The organism is Rhodococcus sp. C1, from assembly GCF_020809065.1.
Classification (GTDB): domain Bacteria; phylum Actinomycetota; class Actinomycetes; order Mycobacteriales; family Mycobacteriaceae; genus Rhodococcus_F; species Rhodococcus_F qingshengii.
Genome location: NZ_CP078080.1, coordinates 4,645,910 through 4,667,816 on the forward strand (window position 1 = coordinate 4,645,910; position 21,907 = coordinate 4,667,816).

Below are 21,907 nucleotides of genomic sequence, written 5' to 3' on the forward strand. Positions count from 1 at the left end.
GTTCGCGTGTGTATCAGCTCTCGAGCGCGATGTACTTCGTGTTCAGGTATTCCTCGATCCCCTCGGTCCCGCCCTCGCGGCCGAATCCGGATTCCTTCACGCCACCGAACGGCGCTGCCGCGTCCGAGATCACTCCGCGGTTGACGCCGATCATTCCTGATTCCAGTGCGTCGGAAACCCGAAGCGCACGGTCGAGATCCCTCGTGAAGATGTACGCGGCCAGTCCGAACTCGGTGTCGTTGGCGGCTGCGATTCCCTCGGCTTCGGTGTCGAAGCCGGTGATCGCGGCGACGGGTCCGAACACCTCTTCTTTCAGAATCCGCGCGCTGGCCGGAACGTCTGCCAACACCGTGGCTGGATAGAAGTACCCTTCACCACCCGGCGCTTCGCCGCCCAGTCGCACCTTCGCCCCGGCATCCACCGCATCTGCAACCAACTCCGCGACCGTGTCGAGTTGGTTCTGGTTGATCAGCGGGCCGAGCTTCGTCTCCGGGTCGGTACCGGGTCCCATCGTGAAAGTCGCCATCTTCTCGGTCAGCTTGGTCGTGAACTCTTCACGCACGGCGTTGGCGACGTGGAACCGGTTGGCGGCGGTGCATGCTTCGCCACCGTTGCGAAGCTTCGCCAGTACCGCGCCCTCGACTGCCTTGTCGACGTCGGCGTCGTCGAACACCACGAAGGGTGCGTTGCCACCCAATTCCATCGACGTGCGGAGCAATCGCTTCGCGGACTTCTCCACCAGCATCTTGCCGACGCCGGTGGACCCGGTGAAGGTGAGCTTGCGCAGTCGAGGGTCGTCGATGAGAGGGCCGGTCACTTCACCGGATTTCGATGTCGGCAACACCGAGAGGACTCCGTCGGGCAACCCGGCTTCGGCCATGAGCTGAGCAAGCAACAACATCGTCAACGGGGTCTCCGAGGCGGGCTTGACGATGATCGTGCAGCCGGCGGCCAACGCCGGGCCGATCTTGCGGGTACCCATCGCCAACGGGAAATTCCAGGGAGTGATGGCCAGACACGGTCCGACCGGCGCTTTGGTGACAAGGATCCGGCCGTTGCCCGCCGGGGCCGGCGTGTAGCGCCCGCCGATGCGAACGGCCTCCTCGCTGAACCACCGGAAGAACTCAGCCCCGTACTTCACCTCGGCGCGACTTTCGGCGAGTGCCTTGCCCATTTCGAGGGTCATCAGCAGCGCCACGTCCTCCGCTCGCTCGGTGATCTTCTCGAAGACGGCTCGCAGGATTTCACCACGCTCGCGCGCAGGTGTGCTCGCCCACTTCGACGAGACGGCCACGGCTTCGTCGAGAGCGCGCAGCGCGTCCGCGGGGCTCGCATCGGCGACATCGGTCAACGATTTCCCGGTCGCCGGATCCGCCACCGGGAAGGTCGCGTTGTTCTCCGCGGGCACGAACCGACCGCCGACGAACAACTGGGTGGGAACTGATCGAATGAATTCGAATGTGTCCATGGGTTCCATGATGCTCGTCGGAGCCGCGTCCGTCTGCCCGCGAGCGAGACTCACGCGGAAGTTTCCAGCTTGTGCCACTAAAGTCGATGATCGTGAGCACTGACATCACCGGAACCTCAGCCTGGCAGAAACTGCGCGCTCATTACGCCGACATCGAAGGCGTTCACCTGCGAGAACTCTTCCAGGACGATCCAGCCCGCGGGCGAGAGCTGACGATCGACGCCGGTGATCTTCACATCGACTACAGCAAGCATCGCGTCAGCCGCGAGACTCTCGCGCTGCTCGTCGACCTGGCCCGCGAGGCCGGCGTCGAGGCACGACGCGACGCGATGTTCGCGGGCGATCACATCAACACTTCCGAAGACCGCGCCGTACTGCACACAGCGCTGCGTCTGCCCAAGGATTCTGCTCTGACCGTCGACGGTCAAGACGTCGTCGCGGACGTTCACGAAGTTCTGGACGCGATGGGCGCTTTTGCCGATCGTGTGCGCAGCGGCGAGTGGACCGGAGCTACCGGCAAGCGCATCCGCACCATCGTCAACATCGGCATCGGCGGTTCCGACCTCGGGCCGGTGATGGTCTACCGCGCACTACGGCATTACGCCGACGCCGGAATCAGCGTCCGGTTCGTCTCCAACATCGACCCTGTCGACCTGGTCGGGCAGCTCGACGACCTCGATCCGGAGACGACGCTCTTCATCGTCGCATCCAAGACGTTCTCCACCCTCGAGACCCTCACCAACGCGACAGCGGCAAAGCGTTGGCTGTTCGCCGGTCTGGGCAGCGAAGACGTCTCGGCCGTAGCCAAGCATTTCGTCGCAGTCTCCACCCACGGTGACCGTGTGGCGGAGTTCGGCATCGACACCGCGAACATGTTCGGGTTCTGGGATTGGGTCGGCGGGCGCTACTCCGTCGACTCGGCGATCGGCTTGTCGGTCATGTGTGCCGTCGGACCCGTTCGCTTTGCGGAGTTCCTCGACGGTTTCCACCAGATCGACACGCACTTCCGAAACCAACCGCTCGAGCAGAACGCGCCGGTCCTCCTCGGCCTCATCGGGCTCTGGTATTCCAACTTCTTCGGCGCACAGTCCCGCGCAGTGCTGCCCTACTCCAACGACTTGCTGCGCTTTCCCGCCTACCTGCAGCAGCTGACCATGGAATCCAACGGCAAATCGGTTCGCGCCGACGGCTCACCGGTGACCACGTCCACCGGTGAGATCTTCTGGGGCGAGCCCGGAACCAACGGCCAACACGCCTTCTACCAACTCCTGCATCAGGGCACCTGGCTGGTGCCTGCCGATTTCATCGGGTTCGCGGAATCCACCGACGATCTGCCTACTGCGGACGGCACGGGATCAATGCACGATCTGCTCATGAGTAACTTCTTCGCTCAGACAAAGGTTCTCGCGTTCGGCAAGACTGCCGAAGAAATCGCGTCAGAGGGCACTGCTCCGGAGCTGGTGCCACACAAGGTGATGCCAGGCAACCGACCGTCGAGCACTATCTTGGCGAAGGAGCTGACCCCCTCGGTCGTCGGTCAGCTGATCGCACTTTACGAGCACCAGGTATTTGTCGAAGGTGCTGTCTGGGGTGTCAATCCGTTCGATCAGTGGGGCGTCGAACTCGGCAAGACACAAGCCATGGAACTGGGGCCTGCGCTCTCTTCCGAAGCAACACCCGGCGACCTCGGCGACACATCCACAGATGCTCTGGTGCAGTGGTACCGCAGAGAGCGCGGACGGGCCTGACTCACGCGGCCGCCGGGCCGAACCAACTTTCCGTTGTGTACACGCGTCCGGATCGGTCGACGAGCCGAGCCCGAAGCTCTTGCTGTTCAACCCATTTGATGGCGCTTATCCCCCGGATCAACGCAGCTTCGCTCGCGGCGTACGCCCACACCGCGTCGTCAGCAATCACCGAGACCTGTGCCCATTCCGTGGAGGGCCGCTCCTGGTTCGGCTCCCAGGAGGGCAGCTCCAGCGCCCGCGCCGTCGCCATCGCGGTTCCGTTGATCAGTTCGACTTCTTCGCTGTCCGGCACCGGAATCTGCCAGCCACCAGCCGGTGCATGGCCGGCCGTGGCGATCACGTCGCCGATCCGCACAGCAACGCCGCATTGTAATTCGGCGGCGACGATCTGCGCGGCGCGATCGACGGTGTCGGCCTTGGCAACTCCGGTGATGTCGAACGACGCACCCCAGGGCGCGTACACCACGTCTCCGTCGAGCTGTACGTCCTCGAACGTCGGGGTCGGGTGCACCGGAGGGATGGATTCGTCCTCGGAGTAGTTGTCGGCAAGCGGATTGACTGCACCGCCGGTCATACGGGCAGCCCACAGCGCCGACCGCAGCAGAGCCGACATACGTCGTGTCACTTTGACCGGAGTTCCCTGAGCGAGGTTGACGGCGTGAATCTCGGCGTCTCCCCGGCGAAGGTCGCAGACCGCTTCGGTTTCGTCGATGGCAGCTGCGATCAACGCGTGCGCAGTAGGCAGCGCAGCGCCCTCGGTGACGTCCACCTCCACGGCGGAATCCCACATCGCCCACTTCTCGACACTGACCATGTCAGTCCTGCCCTTCGAACACACTGTGTTGTAACCAGTATGCGCCGGTCAGCAACCCCCGTGCCATAAAGCGCTTCCGAGGCCGAGGCACACATGCCGCAGGTTGAGCAGCGCACGGCGGGGACTGGATGGTAGATCTGTGCGACAGAATTGCCGCCCGGACTGTCGCCCTCCGTGTGCAAGACGTGTAATCCTCCACATGGTTCTGACATGCACCTGACTGCGACGACGTCGACTACTACTGGCGCAGCGGGCAATTCCGATCCGAAAGACGCAGAGTCGACGCTCGACATGTCCGGCCGACCGGCTGCGCTTCGAGCCCGGTCCGCCGCAGCAACACGCCCGGGCGGCGCTGATGTCACCGCATGAACCTTATGTCACCGCATGAAAAATGGGGACCGACGAGAAGCACTGTGTTCCAACGTCGATGACATACCAATCGGCCGCTTCAATGCGCGTCACTTTCGCAGGTGGACACACCTGAGCGCTCACTCTCGAGTGCAGCAAAATACGGGCCCACCACTGCGCGCGAGCGTCGAGCAGAGCACCGAGAAGAAGTCCCGAACACGCGGCGCGCCAACCGCCGGCACGACGACGCCCGGTGCCCGGCGGCAGCGCTTCGCACGTTACAGACCGAGCAGGAATGCATCGACACAAAATGGATAGGACCGGCTGAAAGAACCTGCAGCACAATGGCGTAACCACCACCGTTCGGCTTATACGCTACCGCCGTACACCTTGGCAAAACGAACGGTCAGTACGCGGCGAAAATCACATACTTTACAAAGTCTTTGGAATTTTTCTGCGCCAAATATCCGCAGGTGAAAGGACTTTCGACCAGAGTCCAGAATAACCGTGTCGTCTACTATGTGAAAACTGCGAAGTAGCTGTGACGCTGGGTCACGCTCGAGGGAGGAATTGTGACCGATTCATTCAAGGACCGTTTGAACGCCTTGTACCCGGCCACAGCACCGAGACTCACCAACGCACAAGTTGTGGAAGCCCTTTCGCAACGTGGATGCAAGATTTCGACACCGTACCTCTCGCAACTCCGGAGCGGTGTGCGCACGAATCCATCGGAGCAAGTCGTTTTGGCATTGGCCGATTACTTCGGCGTAGCAGCAGAGTACTTCTTCGGCCCGACACCTCGCCAAGATCCCGAACTGATTCCGGAAGAAGACCGTTCGGTTGTCGAGGAGTTCCACGACAGCGAATTACGTTCTCTGGCCATAAAAGCGGTCGATCTCTCCCCTGAATCGCAGGACTTGCTCTCATCGATTGCGGAGAAACTTCGCTCGTCCGAAGGACTCCCGGCCGTCCCTCCGGATTGCAGCACCTACACCCCACCGTTCACTCGCGACTAGTCCGGAGCGAAGTTCAGCGAGTCAGATCAGCGAGTCAAGCGGCCCAATAGTGCCGAAGCTGTGATGATTCCGAGCAGCGCGGCCCCGATCAGCACGCCGAAGTCGACGAGGTAGTCGGTCGGCATTCCGATCAGCAGACCGCGCAGCGCTGACACCTCGTAACTCAGCGGATTGATGCGACTGAGCCACTGAACCCACGTCGGCATGAGTTCGACCGGGTACAGAGCGTTGGACGCGAAGAACAACGGCATGGTGATCGCCTGGCCGATGCCCATCAATCGATCTCGTTTGAGCACGATCCCCGCGATCGCAACCGACAGACAGGCGAAGAACGCCGAGCCGAGGACAACGACAGCCACGACGCCGAGCAGCTTGATCGGGTTCCACGTCATGCTCACGCCCAGCAGCGCCGCTACAACGACTACGACCACGGCCTGGGCGACCGCACGGATACCGGCTGCAAATGCCTTTCCGGTGACCAGCGCGGCTCGTGGCGTCGGCGTCACCATGAGTTTGGTGAGGACTCCCGCGTCACGCTCCCAGATGATCTGGATTCCGTAGAAGATCGCAACAAAAAGCGCGGACTGCGCAATGATGCCCGGCGCGAGAAAGTCGAGATACGGTACGTCGCCAGTCGGGATCGCTCGGATATGACTGAACGTCTGACCGAAGATCACCAACCAGAGGATCGGCTGGATTGCGCGCGTGACCAATTCAGATCGGTCGTGCCGCAACTTCTGAACTTCCACGAGGCAGAATGTGTAAATTCTCGAGAGCAATCGAGCAAGACTGTTGGTAGTGGGATCAGCCCAAGCGGCGCGCTGTGCGACGGGCACTGCGGACATCGTGGAGACCTCCTGACTTGCCGCCGGTGAGGTCGTCGCCGGTGTAGTGACGGAATACGTCTTCGAGAGTGGCCTCCGGCCCCAGTTCGGCGGCCAACGCGCTCGGCTCGCCCACTGCACGAAGTTCACCGTGATGCATCAACGCAACACGATCACACAACTCCTCGGCTTCTTCCATGTAGTGCGTCGTGAGCAGGACGGTCATGCCGTATCGCTTCTGCATCTCCGCCACTCGCTTCCAGACGGATTCGCGGGCAATGGGATCCAACCCCACCGTCGGTTCGTCGAGCACCAGCAGCGACGGTCGGTTCACCAGTGCCTGCGCAAGTTCGAGCCGTCGCACCATACCGCCGGAGAAGCTCGACGCGAGACGCTCACCTGAATCGAGCAGATCCACCATCTCGAGCGCTTGGTCGACGCGCTCGCGTCGTTCGGACCGCGGAACGTCGTACAGTCGCGCGAACCAGGTCACGTTCTCGCGTGCGGTCAATGCGCTTTCGATCGAGAGCTGTTGTGGCACGTACCCGAGGTAGCGCCGAATGGTCATCGCTTCGCTGCGAACGGAGCGACCGAGAATTCGAATGTCACCCTCTTGCAGAGGAAGTAACGTGTTGAGCAACCTGATCGTCGTCGTCTTTCCTGCACCGTTGGGACCGAGCAGGCCGAAGCATTCCCCCGCGTTGACGACCAGACTCAGGTTGTCCACCGCCCGATGACCGCCGAACTTGTATGTGACCGAGTCGATCTCGACCGCGGGTGCGTCAGGGTCAGGCATGTGTACTGCTCGGCTCCTCCACCACTGCGTCAGCATCTCACTGCCCCCCGCCTTCCGATCCGGCTGCTGCCAGAGCGCTCGCCAATCGAGACAGGGCCGGTAGAGCAGCCTCGATACTTGCCCTGTCCTCTGCGGTCAGAGTCGACAATGCCTGACCGACAATCACACTCCGGCGATCACGCCACACCTCGACGCGGGCGCGCGCCTCGTCCGCGAGCACCAATCGCGCGACGCGGCGGTCGGCCTCGTCGGCAACGCGTTCGATCACTCCCTCGTCGACGAGCTGCCGCACCAAGGTGGACACCGTGTTTGCCGCGACACCCAATCGCCCGGCAGCCTCGGCCACCGACAGACCCGGGTTGCGTCGTAGCAGCCTGACGAGTTCGATCTGGGCGCCGGCGAGCGGTCGTTCCGCAAACGGCCGCCCCGACGCCTTCCTCGTGCCCCGGCGCAATTGTCCGAGCGTCTCCAGGACGTCATCCGCAAGATTTGCTCCGCTTCCATCCACAACCTCACAATAGCTCTGTAACAGAGCTATTGTCGAGGAATCCGGACGCCCGGCGTTTTCAGCTCGTCCGCAACGGGTATCCCCGATTGCTTGTCCCGAGCACTCCCGCCCAGAACGGAGACGTCATGCGCAGACAGTGGTTGTTCGCGACAGTTGCGAGTACCGCCCTGATCCTCACCGGTTGCTCGCCCGACGCCCTCGATTCCGGGGACAGCGCAGACAACGTCACTGCCATTTCGACGTCGCTGTCGCCACCCGCCGCCGCTGATGCACCCCTGCTGAAGACCGCCGACTCCCCACTCGGGACGATCGCCGTCGACGGCGAAGGCATGACCGTCTACGTCTACAACCCGGACGAGGAGAACTCACAAGCCGGGTCGTGCGACGAAGCGTGCCTGCGTTACTGGCCGGCGGTCACCTCGGTCACGGATTCGCCGATCGTCGAAGGAATCGACGCTGTCATCGGTACCATCGACGGGCCGGAAGGATCTTTCCAGATCACCGTCAACGGCAAGCCCGTCTATCGGTACCTCGACGACAAGGTTCCCGGCGACATGCTCGGACAGAGCGTCGGCAGCCTGTGGTGGATGATCGACACCGCCGGAAACCCCGTGTTCAAGACCGAGTAACCCTCAGTTGTACGGCTGCCGAGCGGTTTCGGGGTCGCCGTACGTGATTGCCCGTTCCCGACGCGTCTTCGACGCCAGGGTTGCACCCCAGTTCAGCACCGTGCTGGCGCGATTGCGGAACCCCGCGAGGAACGCGATGTGGATGATTCCCCAGGACACCCATCCGATGAACCCGGACAACTGGACCGGCCCTGCCTGAAGCAACGCGTGGCGTCGCGAAATGTAGGCCGCGGTTCCAAGATCGCGGTACTTGAACGGTTTTCGGCTGGGCACTCCGTTTTCTACGGTTGCAGCGATCCGGGCACCGGCGTGCCGACCACCCTGCATCGCGACCTCGGCCACCCCGGCAAGTTTGTCCCGCGACATGAGGTCGCCCACCACGTAGACGTTCGGGTGGCCGGGAACGGTCAGATCGGCTTCCACCTCGATGCGGCCACCGCCGACCTGCTTCACACCCAGCGCCGTGGCCAGTGCCTCGGCGAACGGCACTGCTTCGACGCCCGCGGTCCACAGAATCGTGCGGGTCTCGTACTGCCGCTTCTCTTTTGTCTTCTTGTCCGTCGTCTCGATGCTGGTCTCGCACACGTCGGTGACGTGCACGCCGAGGTGAGTCTCGACGCCGATCCCGTCGAGAGTACGTTTGGCGGCGGCCGAGAGCTTGCGACTGAACGAAGGGAGCACCCGATCGTCGCCGTGGAAGAGCAGTACCCTTGCCTCGTCAGGGTCGATGGACCGGAACTCGTTGGTGAGCGCGTGCATCGCCAATTCGCGGATCTGTCCGGCTAATTCGACGCCGGTGGGTCCGCCGCCCGCCACGGCGAATGTCAGCCACGGTCGACGTTCTTCCGCAGTCGGGAGCGATTCGGCCATCTCGAACGCAGCAATGAGACTGCGCCTGATCGCCAAAGCGTCGTCGAGGGTTTTCATGCCGGGCGCCCATTTGATGAACTCGTCCTGGCCGTGGTAGGACTGGCGCATTCCAGCCGCCACGATCAGGTAGTCGTACGGCAATTCGAAGGTCGACCCGTCGAAGCGACTGGCAGTCAGTATCCCGGCGTCGGCGTCCACCGACTTGGCCTCGCCCAGAACGACGTTCGTGTTCTTGTTGTCCTCGAGCAGATGTCGCAGCGGACTTGCGATCTGCCCTTCGGAGAGCAGACCCGTGGCGCACTGGTAGAGCAGGGGCTGGAAGACGTGGCTGGTCCCTCGGTCGATCAGAACCACCTCGACGTCAGCCTTCTTGAGTCGTCTCGCTGCATACAGTCCACCGAAGCCGCCACCGACGATCACTACCCGGGGCTTACCGTTCGAGATGTGGATGCTCATCAGACAAACCTCGCTGTCACGGAGTTGGGCAGGAATCGTAGGGCCGCATCTATCCCTTGCCACTTGAGGCCGGGTAGCGCCGCTCGGGTGGTTTCCTTCTCGATAGCGTCGACCATGGCACTGACGCCTTCGTCCAGACTGGCCATGAGCGCAGCGTCGTCGCCGGCGCCGGCGGACATGTCGGTCTTGATGAAGCCCGGCAGCAGCGTGGTGACCCGAATAGGTGTGCGCGCCAACTCGATACTGAGCGCCTCACCCAGCGCCGCTACTCCCGCCTTGCTCGCCGAATAGGCCGCTTTTGGCCCGGGTAGCCCCCGATCCGCGCTTATCGAGGACACGAGAACCAGGTGTCCGGAGTCCTGCGCGCGGAAGATCTCGAGCGCAGCTTCACACTGCGACAGCGCGCCGACAAAATTCGTCTGCGCTGTTGCAAGATTCGCGTGCGCTTTTCCGGTTCCGATCTTGGCGCCCTTGCCGAGCCCGGCGTTCACGATCACCCGGTCCAGGCCACCCAACTCGTCGCGCAGCTCACCGAAAACCCGGACGACGGAATCGTGTTCGGTCACATCGAGTTCGCGCACTGCGACGCTGATCGACGGGTACTGCGCCACCAGCTCCCCACGCAGCGTGTCGAGACGATCCGTCCGCCGGGCACACAACGCGAGGTCGCGACCGGCCGCGGCGAATCTCCTGGCCATCTCCTCACCCAGACCCGAACTGGCACCGGTGATCAAAATCTTCTGCCGCGTCATGAGTGCAACTGTAACCATCATCGAGTTCTCGTACCCGGCGGTAACCGAGCGAACTCGGACCGATCCGACATACCGTGGAGCAATGACCGACGAATTCGATGTCATCGTGATCGGCGGTGGACCCGCCGGCGAGAACGCCGCCGCATACGCCATCGCCGGAAGTAATCGCACCGCCGCAATCGTGGAACACGAACTGGTCGGCGGTGAATGCTCGTATTGGGCCTGTATGCCCAGCAAGGCACTACTGCGCCCGGGGCAGGTCCTCGAGGCGGCCGACGCCTTGCCCGGGATCCCGGCCGGACCGCTGGACGTCGATGCCATTCTGAAACGGCGCGACTCGTTCACCCACAACCACGACGACTCGTCCCAGGTCGACTGGGCAACCTCCGCGGGCATCACCGTGATCAAAGGCCACGGGGTCATCGACGGCGAGCGAGCAGTGACCGTCGACGGGACCCGTAAGCTCCGTGCCCGCCAGGCCGTCGTACTCGCCACGGGAACGACCGCCACCGTCCCGAAGACACCGGGATTGCGCGAGGCACTCCCGTGGACCTCGCGCGATGCGACCAACCTGCACGAGGTTCCGTCGCGAGTGGCGGTCATCGGCGGCGGAGTGGTCGCAACGGAGTGCGCAACGTGGTTGTCGTCGTTCGGCGCTCGCGTGACGTTGCTCGTGAGGGGCGATGCTCTGTTGAAATCAGCAGAACCGTTTGCCGGAACTATGGTGGCCGAAGCACTCGGCGCCCGCGGTGTGGACGTTCGACTGAGCACTGCCGTCAATTCGGTCTCACGCCCCGATGCCAAGGACACCGGCGAAGGTCACATCCACGGTGGACCCGTCAGCATCGAGACATCGTCCGGCGTGATCGAAGTCGACGAGGTCATCGTCGCGGCGGGCCGCGGCCCGACCTCAGCCGATCTCGGCTTGTCCGTCATCGGCCTCGAGGACGGCAAGTACGTCACCACTGACGATCACCTCTGCGCCCAAGGTGAATGGCTCTACGCAGTCGGCGACATCAACGGTCGTTCTCCCCTCACCCACATGGGCAAGTATCAGGCGAGAGTCTGCGGAGACGTCATCGCCGCGCGGGCCGAGAGTCGCGGGCTCAGTGGACCTCGGTACACCGCGTCGGCGGACAACGGACAGGTCCCCCAGGTGGTGTTCACCTCACCCGAGATCGCCTGGGTGGGACGCACCGAGAAGAAAGCTCGCGACGACGGCTACGACGTCGAAGTCGTGGAGATCGAACTCGCCGTCGCGGGATCTTCGCTGCTGCGCGACGACTACTCGGGGCGCGCGAAGTTGGTGATCGACAAGGCCACCGACGTGATCCTCGGCGCTACCTTCGCCGGGCCCGAAGTATCCGAGCTGGTGCATGCGGCGACAATCGCGGTCGTCGGCGCCGTACCACTGGAAACTCTCTGGCATGCGGTGCCCTCGTATCCGACGGTCAGTGAAGTCTGGCTTCGATTGCTGGAGGCTCGCCGCTGACGCGCTCCCGAAGTACGTATAGTCGCGACATGGCGTCCGACATACTTGTGACCACGGCCGACGGCACCCTGCGCGGCCGCCGGGTGGGAAAACTTCGTGCCTGGCGCGGAATTCCCTACGCCCGGCCGCCGGTCGGAACACTGCGTCTGACGCGACCCCAGCCGGTCACGCCGTGGACCGGAGAACGCGACGCGACCAGGTTCGGCGACGCGTCTGTCCAACACAAGAAGGGGCTGTTGCTCGCGCCCGGGAAGTACCAGCCGAGCAGCGAGGACTGCCTGACGCTCAACGTGCTCGCCCCCGCGAACACCGGCAATACTCCGCGTCCCGTCATGGTTTTCATCCACGGTGGGGCAAACACCATCGGGACCTCGGCCACCGGCTTGTACTCGGGCGTGTCCCTCGTCGAACGCGGCGACGTCGTCTACGTCTCGATCAACTACCGACTCGGCGCTCTGGGCTACCTCGATTTCACCCCGTTCTCCACATCCGAGCGCGTATTCGACTCCAACCTCGGACTGCGCGATCAGGTCGCGGCCCTGCAGTGGGTGCAACGCAACATCGCCGCCTTCGGTGGGGATCCTGAAAAAGTCACGATTTTCGGTGAATCCGCCGGAGCCACCGCCGTCACCACCCTGATGGCGACTCCGGCCGCCAAGGGACTCTTTGCCGGCGCTATCGCCGAGAGTTCGGCTCCGGATCTGGTCTCGAGCACGCAGCGATCGCATGCCTGGGGCGCGCGTTTCGTCGAGATCCTCGATTCCGGCCTACCACCCGCGAAGGCCCTGACCTCGGCGACAGCCGTCGAATTGGGCAGAGCCGGAAGCAGACTGGGCGCCGAGGTACTCGCGAACACACCTGGACTACATCCCTTCGGACCGGTCGTCGACGGCGACTTCCTCCCCCGCTCCCCCTTGGACGCATTCAAAGAAGGATCGGCACACCAGGTGCCGATGATCATCGGCACCAACAGACGGGAGGGGACGCTGTTCCCGAAGGTGCTCGACGCACTTCCGACCAACCCGTCGCGCATCGACACCATGTTTGCCCTCACCGATCCCGAGGCCGGGAAGCGCATCCTCGCGACCTATCCCGGCTACCCGGACGAGCAGTCCGCGATCGACGTCGGCGGAGACGTCACGTTCTGGCACCCGTCCGTGGAGTTGATGCAAGCGCACGCACAATCGGCGCCGACGTACGCCTACCGATTCGACTTCGCGCCGACGATGATGCGCTGGCTCGGCCTCGACGCCACACACGGATTCGAGATGTTTGCAGTCTTCGGCATCGGTGACACCCTTGTCGGGCGCGGCCTCACCCTTCCCGGCGGTCGACGCGGACTGCGCGCAGTCACCGAATCTGTTCAGGGACACTGGCTTCACTTCGCCGAGCACGGCTCGCCGCGCGGATCGTGGCCGCGCTACGAGGGGCAGGAGCGTCGGACCATGATCTTCGACGAGATCGTCCGCGTCGAGAACGATCCCAGACGTGAACAACGCTTGGCCTGGGCGGGATACAGCGGTTACCGTAGCCACGGCACCGACATCTCCCTACCGTGACGAGCCCCCTCGAGATCACTCTCGATTCCGGGGTCGTACGCGGGCGCCTCGATCGAGGACTGCGCACCTGGCGAGCAATCCCCTACGCAACGGCCCCGACCGGTCCTCGGAGATTTCGCGCACCGCAGCCGGTCGAGGCTTGGCATGGTGTCCGCCCGGCGGAAGCATTCGGCTCTCCGTCTCCGCAGCGCAAGAGCAATTTCGACGAGAACTCACTCTTCGTCAATGTCGTGGCTCCGCAGGTACCGTCGGATTCGTTGCGACCGGTCATGGTTTTCATTCACGGCGGCGCGTACAACGGCGGGAATCCGTCGACGCCCATGTACCGCGGAACGAGCCTGGTCGAACGTGGCGACATCGTCTACGTCTCGATCCAATATCGTCTCGGCGCGTTGGGCTACCTCGATTTCAGTGAATATTCCACTGCGGAAAGATCATTCGAGACGAACCTCGGATTGCGCGATCAGATCGCCGCGATGACGTGGGTCCAACGCAACATCGCCGCTTTCGGCGGCGACCCGAACGCCGTCACCGTCTTCGGTGAATCGTCCGGCGCCAACGCGGTCACCACTCTGATGGCAACGCCGGCGGCACGAGGGCTGTTCGCCCGGGCCATCGCTCAAAGTCCGCCGGCTGCTTCGGCATACGGAAAAGTGCGAGCGCACCGTTGGGCACGCGAGTTCCTCGAGATCGCACAGGCTCCGGATACCGATCCGGGATCGTGGCTGCGCTCCGCTTCGGTGAAGGACCTGGTCGCTGCCGGCGAAGAACTTACGCGCCGCGGCGCGGACGAAGAACCCGGAACGCGGGCATTTGCCCCCGTGGTGGGTGACGACGTCCTTCCCGAACACCCGCTCGACGTGTTCGCCGCCGGACGCGCCCACCCCGTTCCGCTGCTCGTCGGTTCGAATCTCCACGAGGGAAGAATCTTCCCGCGCGTTCTCGACATCTTGCCTACCGACCCGGTTCGGATCGAGAAGATGTTCTCCCACACCACCCCTGAAGTGAAAGCACGTGCGCTCGCGGCGTATCCCACGTATCCGCACCGGTTTGCTGCCGCAGATCTCGGCGGCGACATCACGTTCTGGGAGCCCGCGATACTCTGCGCACAGGGTCATTGCCAGGTAGCTCCTACCTACAGTTACCGCTACGATTTTGCGCCTCGCCTGCTCAGACTCGTCGGCATGGGCGCTACCCACGCCACCGAATTGCTTGCGGTCTTCGGGCGTTCGGATGCACTCACCGCGGCCTTGACCGCGGTCGGTGGGCGCCGCGGACTGACTGCGGTGACCTCCACCATGCAGCGCCACTGGATCCATTTCGCCCGCCACGGAGTCCCGGACCGGGATTGGCCCGCCTACTCCGTACCGGAGCGGCAAACAATGATCTTCGACGAGACGTCCCGAGTAGAGAACGACCCGATGGGTGAGCGTCGACGGGCTTGGATCGGCTACGAGCACAGGCGCTGAAGCCCGATCAGAAGAACTGACCTTTCACGAAACCTGCGAGTAGGACGGCAAATCCGCCCACCTCACCGAGGATCAGCAGAAACATCCCGAGGTGCAGGGGCGGACCGGCGGACTCGAACTGATTGTCGGTGTCCTTCATCGCACCGTGAGCGATGTAGCTGAATATCGCTGCGAGAAAGAAGAACACGACCACTGCGGCACTGGTCAGGTTGATCCACGTCGGCCACGCACTGAGTTCGACGAACACCGCGATCAGCAGCGTCGCAAACGAGTACATCAGGGCAGCGCGGTGTGCGATGTCGACATACGGATGGGCGAGGTGATTGTCCGAAGTGGCCATCTGTCGGTATTTCCAGATTCCCAGGCACAGGGAGAGAAGGAAGATCAGACCGGCCGCGAGAAGCGTCAGTGTCGTGTCGATCCCCAGCGTCATCTGCCCACCCCGCAGTGCGTTTCCAGCGAGTCACCGCTGGGTGATCCAGCCGAAGGCTTGTCGTAGACGACAACCAGCACCACCGCACGATCCGCCGACACCGACCGCATCCGGTGCGGCGTATTCGCGTCGAAGTACAAGCTGTCGCCGGCGTCGAGGTGCATCGTCTGCCCGGGGATTTCGAATTCTACGGATCCGGAATGTACGAACACGAACTCCTCTCCCGTGTGGTCCATGAACTTGGGACCCATCACCGAGGCCGGATGAACCACGAACGGCTGCATGGCCTTTCCGACCAGTGAGGGCGCGATCGGATCGTAGACGGAAGACTGCACGGAGTTGGCCGGGTCGATCACGCGGTCCTTCGCGCGCACGATCGTCATGGCATTTCCCTCCATACTGTCCGAGAACAGTTGCCCCACATCGGCGTCGAGCACACGCGCAATCTTGAGTGCCACCGCGATCGACGGGGTACTGATACCCCGCTCGACCTTGGAGAGATAGCTCTTCGTCAGACCGGTCTGCTCGGCCAGGCCCTCGAGCGTCAGACCGGCGCGACGCCGATGTGTTCGCAAAAACGCTGCCATTCGGTTCCCCTCACGAGACTTTGTGTCATCACCCTACCAATACATTGACCTGCGTCGATCAGCGATGCAGGAATCGAGGGTTGCACATTTCCGTCCTATATGACACTTTGTGTCTTATAGGTGACTGAATGTCATTGATTTCCGGGTCCCGAGAAAGGCACACCCCATGACCGACACGATGCATGCGAGCAAGCAGGAACTCATGGCCACCGCCGAGACGAAGATGCTCACCGAAGTAACGACAGGTAGTTGGACTCTTCGACAGAAGATCGCACTGACCTGCCGGGCACTGTCGGACGCCGGCCACGACTCCGGCCTTGCCGGACAGATCTCCGCCCGCGGTGGGCAGCCAGGAACGTTTGTCACACAGCGACTCGGCCTCGGGTTCGACGAGATCACCGAGGACAACCTCCTGCTCGTCAACGAGGATCTCGAAGTCCTCGACGGGGAGGGCATGCCGAACCCCGCCAACAGGTTCCACAGTTGGATCTACCGCGCACGACCCGACGTCAACTGCATCGTCCACACACACCCACTACATGCGACGGCGCTGTCGATGCTCGAGATTCCCCTCGTCGTCTCCCAAATGGACATCGCGCCGCTCTACGACGACTGCGCATTTCTCGCCGACTGGCCCGGGGTTCCCGTGGGAAACGAGGAGGGCGAGATCATTTCGGCTGCACTCGGCGACAAGCGGGCAATTCTGCTCGCCCACCACGGCCAACTCGTCGTCGGCAACACGGTCGAAGAGGCATGCTCTCTCGGGCATCTGATCGAGCGAGCGGCCAGACTGCAGTTGCTGGCGATGGCTGCCGGAGACATCAAGCCGCTACCGCCTCGCCTGGCGAAGGAGGCACACGATTGGACACTGACTCCTCGGCGCAGCGAGGCGAACTTCGCTTACTACGCCCGTCGCGCTCTCCGCAATCATCCCGACACACTGACCAACTGACTTTTGTTTCCCACCAACAGAACTGAGAGCCTCATGAGCAGCACCATCAAGGGAATCGTCGCCTATCCCATCACCCCGTTCGACCGGGACACCGGAGCATTCGACCCCAAGCCGCTACACACGCTCCTCGACAGCATGATCAGCAGTGGTGTCGACGCGATAGCCCCACTCGGCAGTACGGGCGAGAGCGCCTATCTCGACGATGCAGAGTGGGAGACGGTAGCTCGGGAGACTGTCGACTACGTCGACCGCCGAGTCCCCACCGTCGTCGGAGTGTCGGATCTGACGACGACGGGAGCACTCCGCCGAGCATCGATCGCGGCAGACGCCGGAGCCGACGCAATGATGATCCTCCCCACGTCGTACTGGCATCTGGGTGAGCAGGAGATTCGTGAACACGTCACCGCGGTGGCCGATTCCGTCGACATTCCCACGATGATCTACAACAATCCGGCCACCACCGGGATCGACATGTCGCCGGAGTTTCTCGTCGATCTCGTCTCCACCGTCGACGGCATCACGATGATCAAGGAATCCACCGGCGACATCACCCGGATGAACCGCATCAACGAACTGAGCGGTGGCACGATCCCCTTCTTCAACGGCAGCAATCCTCTTGCACTGCAATCTTTCTCTGCCGGTGCAAGCGGATGGTGCACGGCAGCCCCGTGTCTGGCCCCCGAACAGGTGGTGCACTTCTGGCGTCTACTCGAATCCGGTGATCGGTCGGGTGCCGCCGCTGTGTTCGAACAGATCGAGCCGCTACTGAAGGTCCTCGTCAGTCGCGGACTGCCGTCGACGGTCAAAGCCGGGTTGGAATCTCTCGGCATCGACGCCGGCCTTCCCCGCCGGCCGCTGCTGTCCCTCGACGACAACACCAGGACAGCTTTGTCCGACGCTCTGTCGGTGGCTCGCGGTGTAATCGTCGCGTCGTGACCTGACGTGGGAGTGGGTTCCGGCAAGATGGGATGCACACCGACCGAAGGAGGGGCACCATGTCCGTAGATTCACGGTCTGCGAGGATCGCCGTCACCGGCGCGACCGGTCATATCGGCGGACTGGTGGCCCGGTCGTTGGCCGACGCCGGTGTCCCACAGCGGCTGATCGCACGGTCGGTCAACCGATTACCGCAGCTCCCCGGTGCCGATTCGGCCGAGACCACGTATGGGGATCAGAAGCGCGCTCTCGCGGCTCTGGCCGGAATCGACACCCTCTTCATGGTCTCGGCGGCCGAAAGCGCAGATCGTCTGGATCAGCACCGCACCTTCATCGACGCCGCAGCGGAGGCCGGGGTCAGGCACATCGTGTACACGTCTTTCCTCGGCGCTGCTCCGGACGCGACGTTCACGCTCGCTCGCGATCACTGGGTCACCGAAGAACATATCCGCGCTTCCGGGCTCGCATTCACCTTCCTGCGCGACAGCTTCTACCTCGATTTCCTACCCGCTCTCGCCGGTGAAGACGGTGTGATCCGCGGACCCGCAGGGGACGGTCTCGTCGGCGCGGTAGCGCGCTCCGACATTGCTGCCGTCGCTGTGTCGGTTCTGCAGGATCTGGATTCTCATGTCGGACAGACGTACAGCCTGACCGGACGGGAGGCACTGACGCTCTCCGAGGCCGCGAGCATCATCACCGAAGTCACCGGCAAGCGAACCACGTACGTCGAGGAAACGCTCGAGGAAGCTTACGAATCGCGGGCGTCGTACAACGCACCCGCTTGGGAACTCGACGCATGGGTGTCGACGTACACCGCAATCGCGCAGGGTGAATTGGCGCTGATCACGGGCACCGTGGAGGACCTTGTCGGCCGGCCTGCGCTCACGCTGCGTGAATTCCTCACAGCAGAAACCGCCTGATGCCACCACGCAAAGCAACCACGGCACGCAAGGCTGCCGCAAAGAAGGCTGCACCGAAGAAGGCTGCACCCAAGAGGAACACGACCAGAAAGACCGCCCCGAAGAAGACTGTCGCAAAGAAGAGCTCACGCGCGACGATGCCGGATGTGCCGACTGCCGGCCCTGGTGAGAGAGTCTGGCTCCTCGACGTTCCCTTTCGGACGCCGGCGCCTGGTGCGCAATTCGTCAAGAAATGGAAGAGCTACGCGTGGGTCGGTACGGAGTTGCCCGTAGAACTCGCTCCATTCAAGGCACTCCCCTTCTCTTATCAGCAGTGGGTAGAGGACGACATCAATGACAGCACCGGTGAACGTCCCGTTGCTGCACCCAAAATTCCTCGGCCCGAGCAGGTTTCGGGGGCTGCAGCCGTCGTCGATGCCGCTCGCGCCGGCAAACGCGGGTTTCTGTTGGCAGACAATGCAGGCCTGGGTAAGACGCTGATCGCAGTGATGTCTGCCAAGACGATTGCCGAGGAGCGCGGCGAAACCAACATCCTCGTCCTCGTCGATCGACCCGCACAGATCACCATTCCGCATTGGCGCTATTCCATCGCCTCGGTGGGCGACGGTGGATTCCGCTGGTTGATCATGTCGCCTGACCAATTGAAGAAGCTGATCGCGCGAAACGGCCGCCCCAAGTACACGTTCGGTGTGGTGATTGCCGACGAGGCCCAGCTGTACAGCAACGACACACAGCGCACGGCCGCATTCGAGAAGGTCGCGCGCTTTTCGAATGCTCACGAGCAAGCGCCGTTCGTCCTGTCCGTGACAGCAACACCGGGACACACGCCGGCCGATCAGCGTTACCTGGCACCGCTTTTCGCGCAGCTGCATTCAGAACCTTCGGAGTACTGGTCCGACCTGGGCGCCAGGCTGGTCGAGTCCGGCCTTCCGCTGGACAAGTCCTACGGGAAGTGGACGTGGAGCGCAGAGGCGAAGGAATCACCTGCGCTGCAATCTCGCGCGCTCGAGACCGTGCGTGGGTGGATGTCGAACAGCAAACCGCCCTTGATGATTCATCGACCGACTCCGTGGGGACCCGTTCCGCTCGACGGTATGCCGATCGACCTCACCCATGCCCAGCGCGCCGAGTACGAGACGGAGTGGGCCGAGTACGCCTACGAAATGGGATTGGCCCGCAAGAGTCGCAACATCGCGCGCGGCCGTGCGCTGGTTCTGCGCTACCGACAGAAAGCGGGCATGATCCGCGCCGAGTCGACGGCCCAGTGGGCGCAGGCGCAGGTCAAGGCAGGCAAGCAGGTGTTGGTGGCCGTCGAATTCGTCTCCACGGCAGGTGATCCACTGGTCGAGATGATCGAAGACGCCGGGATCTCGGTGGCAAAACTGTTCGGTGCGGTGCCGGACAAGGAGGGTCAACGTCTGCGGTTTCAACGCGGGGACGCACCGGTCATCGTCTTCAATGTCACGACCTCGATCTCGCTCCATGCCAACGAAGCACTCCCGGACGGCACTCACGCGTCCCCGTTGCCACGGACGGGAATCTTTCATCAACCGCGCTACTCAGGGATCGCGGCAGAACAGACGTTCGGTCGGTCGCATCGCGACTACCAGACGTGCCCGTGGGTCATACCCTTCGGCGTGGGCACCAAGGAAGAGGACGTCGCCACGGTCATGTTGCGCAATCTCAATTCGGTCACAGGTCTGAAAGGTGGTGATCGATCCGGTCTGCGGTCGCTGTCCGAACTGCTCGGCGTCGAGTGGCTAGAGCCTGATGTCTTGACCTCGGAGGGTTGATCTTCCAACGACCGTCCAACGCGCACAAACGAACGGTTTCGGCGGTATGCCCCAATTCCACTCCACCAAAACCGAATTCGGCTGACCGCTTCATTCCTTTCGGGACCTTGGGACTCAGGTATCTGTGACCTGACGTGGCAGACTCTTCCGAGTCGAGGTGCACCAGCCTCGAAACAGTGCCGAGAATGCGAGGGGTCCGATGCGCAATATCTACCGGTCATTGATGCGCAATGTCGGCCATACACAATGGTTCTCGGATCTCGGCAAGGATCTGGTTCCGCTCGATCGAGCAGTGCAGAGAGTGTCGGGAGGCAAGCTCTCGCTGGTCGGAGAGAACACCGTGACTCAGCTACTGCTCACCACGACGGGCCGTAAGACCGGCCGTTCTCGAACCACGCCACTCCTGTACGCACCCGACGGCGATGCGTTTGTCGTCGTCGGTTCGAACTGGGGGCAGGATACGCATCCAGCATGGACACTCAATTTGATGGCAAACCCCACCGCGATCGTGACAGTGAAGGGCGTCGAAATACCGGTCGGTGCGAGTCTGGCGGAGGGCGCCACGCGTAAGAAACTGTGGGAGCTCGCGACCACCACGTGGCCGCCGTACGAAACCTACGCCGATCGAGCATTCGGGCGCCAGATCCGCGTATTTCGACTCCAACCTGTCAAATAACTGCTGCCGGGCGCAGGATGGGAAGGACCACCCTGCCGATCTCAGGAGCATTCGCGAATGTCCACAGCACTGACTCACGCAGAAGACACACAGATCACAGCTTCCAACGGGCGGATCGCACTGGAGCCGAACCCCCGCCGAATTCGAGCCTTCTTCGCTGGTCACGCCGTCGCAGACACCACTCGTTCGGTATACCTTTTCGAACGCGGCCGCCTGCCGATGTACTACATCCCCCTCGCGGACGTTCGTACCGAATTCCTCGTCCCGACGTCGACGACCACCCATTGCCCATGGAAAGGTGACGCCACCTACTGGACGATCGAGATCGGGGATCGCCGGGCCGAGGACGCCGTCTGGACCTACCCTGAACAGTTCGACGGTTCCCTGGATCTGAGTGAGTACGTCGCATTCTATTGGGATCGCATGGACGCCTGGTACGAGGAGGATCAACAGGTCTTTGTCCACGCCCGCGATCCATACGTACGTATCGACGCACTCCCCTCGTCCCGCCACGTCCAGGTCTTTGTCGGCGACGTACTGGTCGCCGAGACGAGACGACCCAGACTGCTCTTCGAAACCGGACTGCCCACGCGGTACTACATTCCGAGAATCGACGTTCGCAGCGAGTACTTTGCGCCGTCCCCGACCACCACGGCCTGCCCCTACAAGGGCACTGCGTCGTATCTGTCGTTCACCGGCACAACCGAACTCGCTCCGATCGAGGATCTGGCGTGGTTCTATCCGTTCACTACCGCCGAAGCGTCCGGGATCGACGACCACGTGTCGTTCTATCCCGAACGCGTCGGCAAGATCCTGGTGGACGGTGCCGAAATCTGAAAGGTGCTGGAGCCGAGACGGTGT

At 62.8% G+C, this 21,907-nt stretch carries 22 protein-coding genes; 13 read left to right on the forward strand and 9 right to left on the reverse strand.

Features of this window, described 5'->3' with window-relative positions:
* Nucleotides 1-13: 13 nt before the first annotated feature.
* On the reverse strand, nucleotides 14-1,468 hold the full coding sequence (locus KTR60_RS21210) for an NAD-dependent succinate-semialdehyde dehydrogenase (protein WP_007727613.1): 1,455 nt from the start codon (nucleotides 1,466-1,468) through the stop codon (nucleotides 14-16).
* A gap of 92 nt (nucleotides 1,469-1,560) precedes the next feature.
* Between KTR60_RS21210 and pgi the strand changes: the two genes are divergently transcribed.
* A complete protein-coding gene (pgi, locus tag KTR60_RS21215; RefSeq protein WP_118603670.1) occupies nucleotides 1,561-3,216 on the forward strand; it encodes a glucose-6-phosphate isomerase in 1,656 nt (551 codons plus the stop codon).
* 1 nt (nucleotide 3,217) lies between these two features.
* Here pgi and KTR60_RS21220 read toward each other — a convergent pair whose 3' ends face one another.
* Complete coding sequence (locus tag KTR60_RS21220; protein ID WP_007727618.1) at nucleotides 3,218-4,030, reverse strand: FAD:protein FMN transferase; 813 nt, start codon at nucleotides 4,028-4,030, stop codon at nucleotides 3,218-3,220.
* Between the two features lie 210 nt (nucleotides 4,031-4,240).
* On the opposite strand from KTR60_RS21220, the gene KTR60_RS21225 reads away from it, so the two are divergent.
* Both KTR60_RS21225 and KTR60_RS21230 read left to right on the forward strand, forming a co-directional pair.
* Nucleotides 4,241-4,399, forward strand: a complete 159-nt coding sequence (locus tag KTR60_RS21225; protein ID WP_155277906.1) for a hypothetical protein — start codon at nucleotides 4,241-4,243, stop codon at nucleotides 4,397-4,399.
* A gap of 551 nt (nucleotides 4,400-4,950) precedes the next feature.
* Nucleotides 4,951-5,394, forward strand: coding sequence for a helix-turn-helix domain-containing protein (locus KTR60_RS21230; RefSeq protein WP_003946341.1), 444 nt, complete (start codon nucleotides 4,951-4,953; stop codon nucleotides 5,392-5,394).
* A gap of 26 nt (nucleotides 5,395-5,420) precedes the next feature.
* On the opposite strand, the gene KTR60_RS21235 is transcribed toward KTR60_RS21230, so the two are convergent.
* The 3 genes from KTR60_RS21235 to KTR60_RS21245 are packed head-to-tail and all read right to left on the reverse strand — an operon-like array spanning nucleotide 5,421 to nucleotide 7,522.
* Complete coding sequence (locus tag KTR60_RS21235; protein WP_007727621.1) at nucleotides 5,421-6,239, reverse strand: ABC transporter permease; 819 nt, start codon at nucleotides 6,237-6,239, stop codon at nucleotides 5,421-5,423.
* Nucleotides 6,199-7,014, reverse strand: a complete 816-nt coding sequence (locus KTR60_RS21240) for an ABC transporter ATP-binding protein (RefSeq protein ID WP_371698823.1) — start codon at nucleotides 7,012-7,014, stop codon at nucleotides 6,199-6,201. The genes KTR60_RS21235 and KTR60_RS21240 overlap by 41 nt, the downstream gene beginning before the upstream one ends.
* Nucleotides 7,015-7,051: 37 nt before the next feature.
* A complete protein-coding gene (locus KTR60_RS21245; RefSeq protein WP_007727626.1) occupies nucleotides 7,052-7,522 on the reverse strand; it encodes a MarR family winged helix-turn-helix transcriptional regulator in 471 nt (156 codons plus the stop codon).
* Nucleotides 7,523-7,647: 125 nt separating this feature from the next.
* On the opposite strand from KTR60_RS21245, the gene KTR60_RS21250 reads away from it, so the two are divergent.
* Nucleotides 7,648-8,151: a hypothetical protein gene (locus KTR60_RS21250; RefSeq protein ID WP_007727629.1), complete on the forward strand. Its 504-nt coding sequence runs from the start codon at nucleotides 7,648-7,650 to the stop codon at nucleotides 8,149-8,151.
* Between the two features lie 3 nt (nucleotides 8,152-8,154).
* Here the strand turns inward: KTR60_RS21250 and KTR60_RS21255 are convergent, their stop codons facing one another.
* Nucleotides 8,155-9,477: an NAD(P)/FAD-dependent oxidoreductase gene (locus KTR60_RS21255; protein WP_003946361.1), complete on the reverse strand. Its 1,323-nt coding sequence runs from the start codon at nucleotides 9,475-9,477 to the stop codon at nucleotides 8,155-8,157.
* Nucleotides 9,477-10,229 (reverse strand): SDR family oxidoreductase, encoded by a 753-nt coding sequence (locus KTR60_RS21260; RefSeq protein WP_007727631.1) that lies wholly within the window; start codon nucleotides 10,227-10,229, stop codon nucleotides 9,477-9,479. Before KTR60_RS21260 ends, KTR60_RS21255 begins: the two co-directional genes overlap by 1 nt.
* Before the next feature lie 82 nt (nucleotides 10,230-10,311).
* Between KTR60_RS21260 and KTR60_RS21265 the strand changes: the two genes are divergently transcribed.
* From KTR60_RS21265 to KTR60_RS21275, 3 genes are read left to right on the forward strand one after another with little or no spacing between them, the layout of a single operon-like run.
* Nucleotides 10,312-11,721, forward strand: coding sequence for a dihydrolipoyl dehydrogenase family protein (locus KTR60_RS21265; protein WP_039972850.1), 1,410 nt, complete (start codon nucleotides 10,312-10,314; stop codon nucleotides 11,719-11,721).
* A 29-nt stretch (nucleotides 11,722-11,750) separates the two neighbouring features.
* Nucleotides 11,751-13,280, forward strand: a complete 1,530-nt coding sequence (locus KTR60_RS21270) for a carboxylesterase/lipase family protein (protein WP_007727637.1) — start codon at nucleotides 11,751-11,753, stop codon at nucleotides 13,278-13,280.
* Nucleotides 13,277-14,749 (forward strand): carboxylesterase/lipase family protein, encoded by a 1,473-nt coding sequence (locus KTR60_RS21275; RefSeq protein WP_209909602.1) that lies wholly within the window; start codon nucleotides 13,277-13,279, stop codon nucleotides 14,747-14,749. Before KTR60_RS21270 ends, KTR60_RS21275 begins: the two co-directional genes overlap by 4 nt.
* Before the next feature lie 7 nt (nucleotides 14,750-14,756).
* On the opposite strand, the gene KTR60_RS21280 is transcribed toward KTR60_RS21275, so the two are convergent.
* Nucleotides 14,757-15,182, reverse strand: a complete 426-nt coding sequence (locus KTR60_RS21280) for a hypothetical protein (RefSeq protein WP_003946354.1) — start codon at nucleotides 15,180-15,182, stop codon at nucleotides 14,757-14,759.
* Nucleotides 15,179-15,769: a helix-turn-helix domain-containing protein gene (locus KTR60_RS21285; RefSeq protein ID WP_003946400.1), complete on the reverse strand. Its 591-nt coding sequence runs from the start codon at nucleotides 15,767-15,769 to the stop codon at nucleotides 15,179-15,181. Before KTR60_RS21285 ends, KTR60_RS21280 begins: the two co-directional genes overlap by 4 nt.
* Before the next feature lie 166 nt (nucleotides 15,770-15,935).
* Here KTR60_RS21285 and KTR60_RS21290 point away from each other — a divergent pair, with 166 nt between their 5' ends.
* The 6 genes from KTR60_RS21290 to KTR60_RS21315 all read left to right on the forward strand — a co-directional run bounded on the left by KTR60_RS21290 (nucleotide 15,936) and on the right by KTR60_RS21315 (nucleotide 21,883).
* The gene (locus KTR60_RS21290; protein WP_030534888.1) at nucleotides 15,936-16,721 is read left to right on the forward strand and encodes an aldolase; all 786 of its coding nucleotides are present in this window, start codon (nucleotides 15,936-15,938) and stop codon (nucleotides 16,719-16,721) included.
* A 33-nt stretch (nucleotides 16,722-16,754) separates the two neighbouring features.
* On the forward strand, nucleotides 16,755-17,657 hold the full coding sequence (locus KTR60_RS21295) for a dihydrodipicolinate synthase family protein (protein ID WP_209909605.1): 903 nt from the start codon (nucleotides 16,755-16,757) through the stop codon (nucleotides 17,655-17,657).
* A gap of 59 nt (nucleotides 17,658-17,716) precedes the next feature.
* Nucleotides 17,717-18,577 carry an SDR family oxidoreductase gene (locus KTR60_RS21300; protein ID WP_007727644.1) on the forward strand — a complete coding sequence of 287 codons (861 nt, stop codon included), beginning with the start codon at nucleotides 17,717-17,719 and terminating at the stop codon, nucleotides 18,575-18,577.
* Nucleotides 18,577-20,370, forward strand: coding sequence for a DEAD/DEAH box helicase family protein (locus KTR60_RS21305; protein WP_007727645.1), 1,794 nt, complete (start codon nucleotides 18,577-18,579; stop codon nucleotides 20,368-20,370). Before KTR60_RS21300 ends, KTR60_RS21305 begins: the two co-directional genes overlap by 1 nt.
* Nucleotides 20,371-20,569: 199 nt before the next feature.
* Nucleotides 20,570-21,046: a nitroreductase/quinone reductase family protein gene (locus KTR60_RS21310; RefSeq protein WP_003946395.1), complete on the forward strand. Its 477-nt coding sequence runs from the start codon at nucleotides 20,570-20,572 to the stop codon at nucleotides 21,044-21,046.
* A 57-nt stretch (nucleotides 21,047-21,103) separates the two neighbouring features.
* Nucleotides 21,104-21,883: a DUF427 domain-containing protein gene (locus tag KTR60_RS21315; RefSeq protein ID WP_047272578.1), complete on the forward strand. Its 780-nt coding sequence runs from the start codon at nucleotides 21,104-21,106 to the stop codon at nucleotides 21,881-21,883.
* Nucleotides 21,884-21,907: the final 24 nt, after the last annotated feature.

Excerpts from the sequence above, each read along its gene's own strand:
- KTR60_RS21270 (WP_007727637.1), top strand. The coding sequence starts at position 11,751 with ATGGCGTCCGACATACTTGTGACCACGGCCGACGGCACCCTGCGCGGC.
- KTR60_RS21305 (WP_007727645.1), top strand. The coding sequence starts at position 18,577 with ATGCCACCACGCAAAGCAACCACGGCACGCAAGGCTGCCGCAAAGAAG.
- KTR60_RS21210 (WP_007727613.1), bottom strand. The coding sequence starts at position 1,468 with ATGGACACATTCGAATTCATTCGATCAGTTCCCACCCAGTTGTTCGTC.
- KTR60_RS21260 (WP_007727631.1), bottom strand. The coding sequence starts at position 10,229 with ATGACGCGGCAGAAGATTTTGATCACCGGTGCCAGTTCGGGTCTGGGT.
- KTR60_RS21220 (WP_007727618.1), bottom strand. The coding sequence starts at position 4,030 with ATGGTCAGTGTCGAGAAGTGGGCGATGTGGGATTCCGCCGTGGAGGTG.
- KTR60_RS21225 (WP_155277906.1), top strand. The coding sequence starts at position 4,241 with ATGCACCTGACTGCGACGACGTCGACTACTACTGGCGCAGCGGGCAAT.
- KTR60_RS21240 (WP_371698823.1), bottom strand. The coding sequence starts at position 7,014 with ATGCCTGACCCTGACGCACCCGCGGTCGAGATCGACTCGGTCACATAC.
- KTR60_RS21285 (WP_003946400.1), bottom strand. The coding sequence starts at position 15,769 with ATGGCAGCGTTTTTGCGAACACATCGGCGTCGCGCCGGTCTGACGCTC.
- KTR60_RS21255 (WP_003946361.1), bottom strand. The coding sequence starts at position 9,477 with ATGAGCATCCACATCTCGAACGGTAAGCCCCGGGTAGTGATCGTCGGT.
- KTR60_RS21315 (WP_047272578.1), top strand. The coding sequence starts at position 21,104 with ATGTCCACAGCACTGACTCACGCAGAAGACACACAGATCACAGCTTCC.
- KTR60_RS21235 (WP_007727621.1), bottom strand. The coding sequence starts at position 6,239 with ATGTCCGCAGTGCCCGTCGCACAGCGCGCCGCTTGGGCTGATCCCACT.
- KTR60_RS21310 (WP_003946395.1), top strand. The coding sequence starts at position 20,570 with ATGCGCAATATCTACCGGTCATTGATGCGCAATGTCGGCCATACACAA.
- KTR60_RS21300 (WP_007727644.1), top strand. The coding sequence starts at position 17,717 with ATGTCCGTAGATTCACGGTCTGCGAGGATCGCCGTCACCGGCGCGACC.
- KTR60_RS21280 (WP_003946354.1), bottom strand. The coding sequence starts at position 15,182 with ATGACGCTGGGGATCGACACGACACTGACGCTTCTCGCGGCCGGTCTG.
- KTR60_RS21250 (WP_007727629.1), top strand. The coding sequence starts at position 7,648 with ATGCGCAGACAGTGGTTGTTCGCGACAGTTGCGAGTACCGCCCTGATC.
- KTR60_RS21295 (WP_209909605.1), top strand. The coding sequence starts at position 16,755 with ATGAGCAGCACCATCAAGGGAATCGTCGCCTATCCCATCACCCCGTTC.
- KTR60_RS21290 (WP_030534888.1), top strand. The coding sequence starts at position 15,936 with ATGACCGACACGATGCATGCGAGCAAGCAGGAACTCATGGCCACCGCC.
- KTR60_RS21265 (WP_039972850.1), top strand. The coding sequence starts at position 10,312 with ATGACCGACGAATTCGATGTCATCGTGATCGGCGGTGGACCCGCCGGC.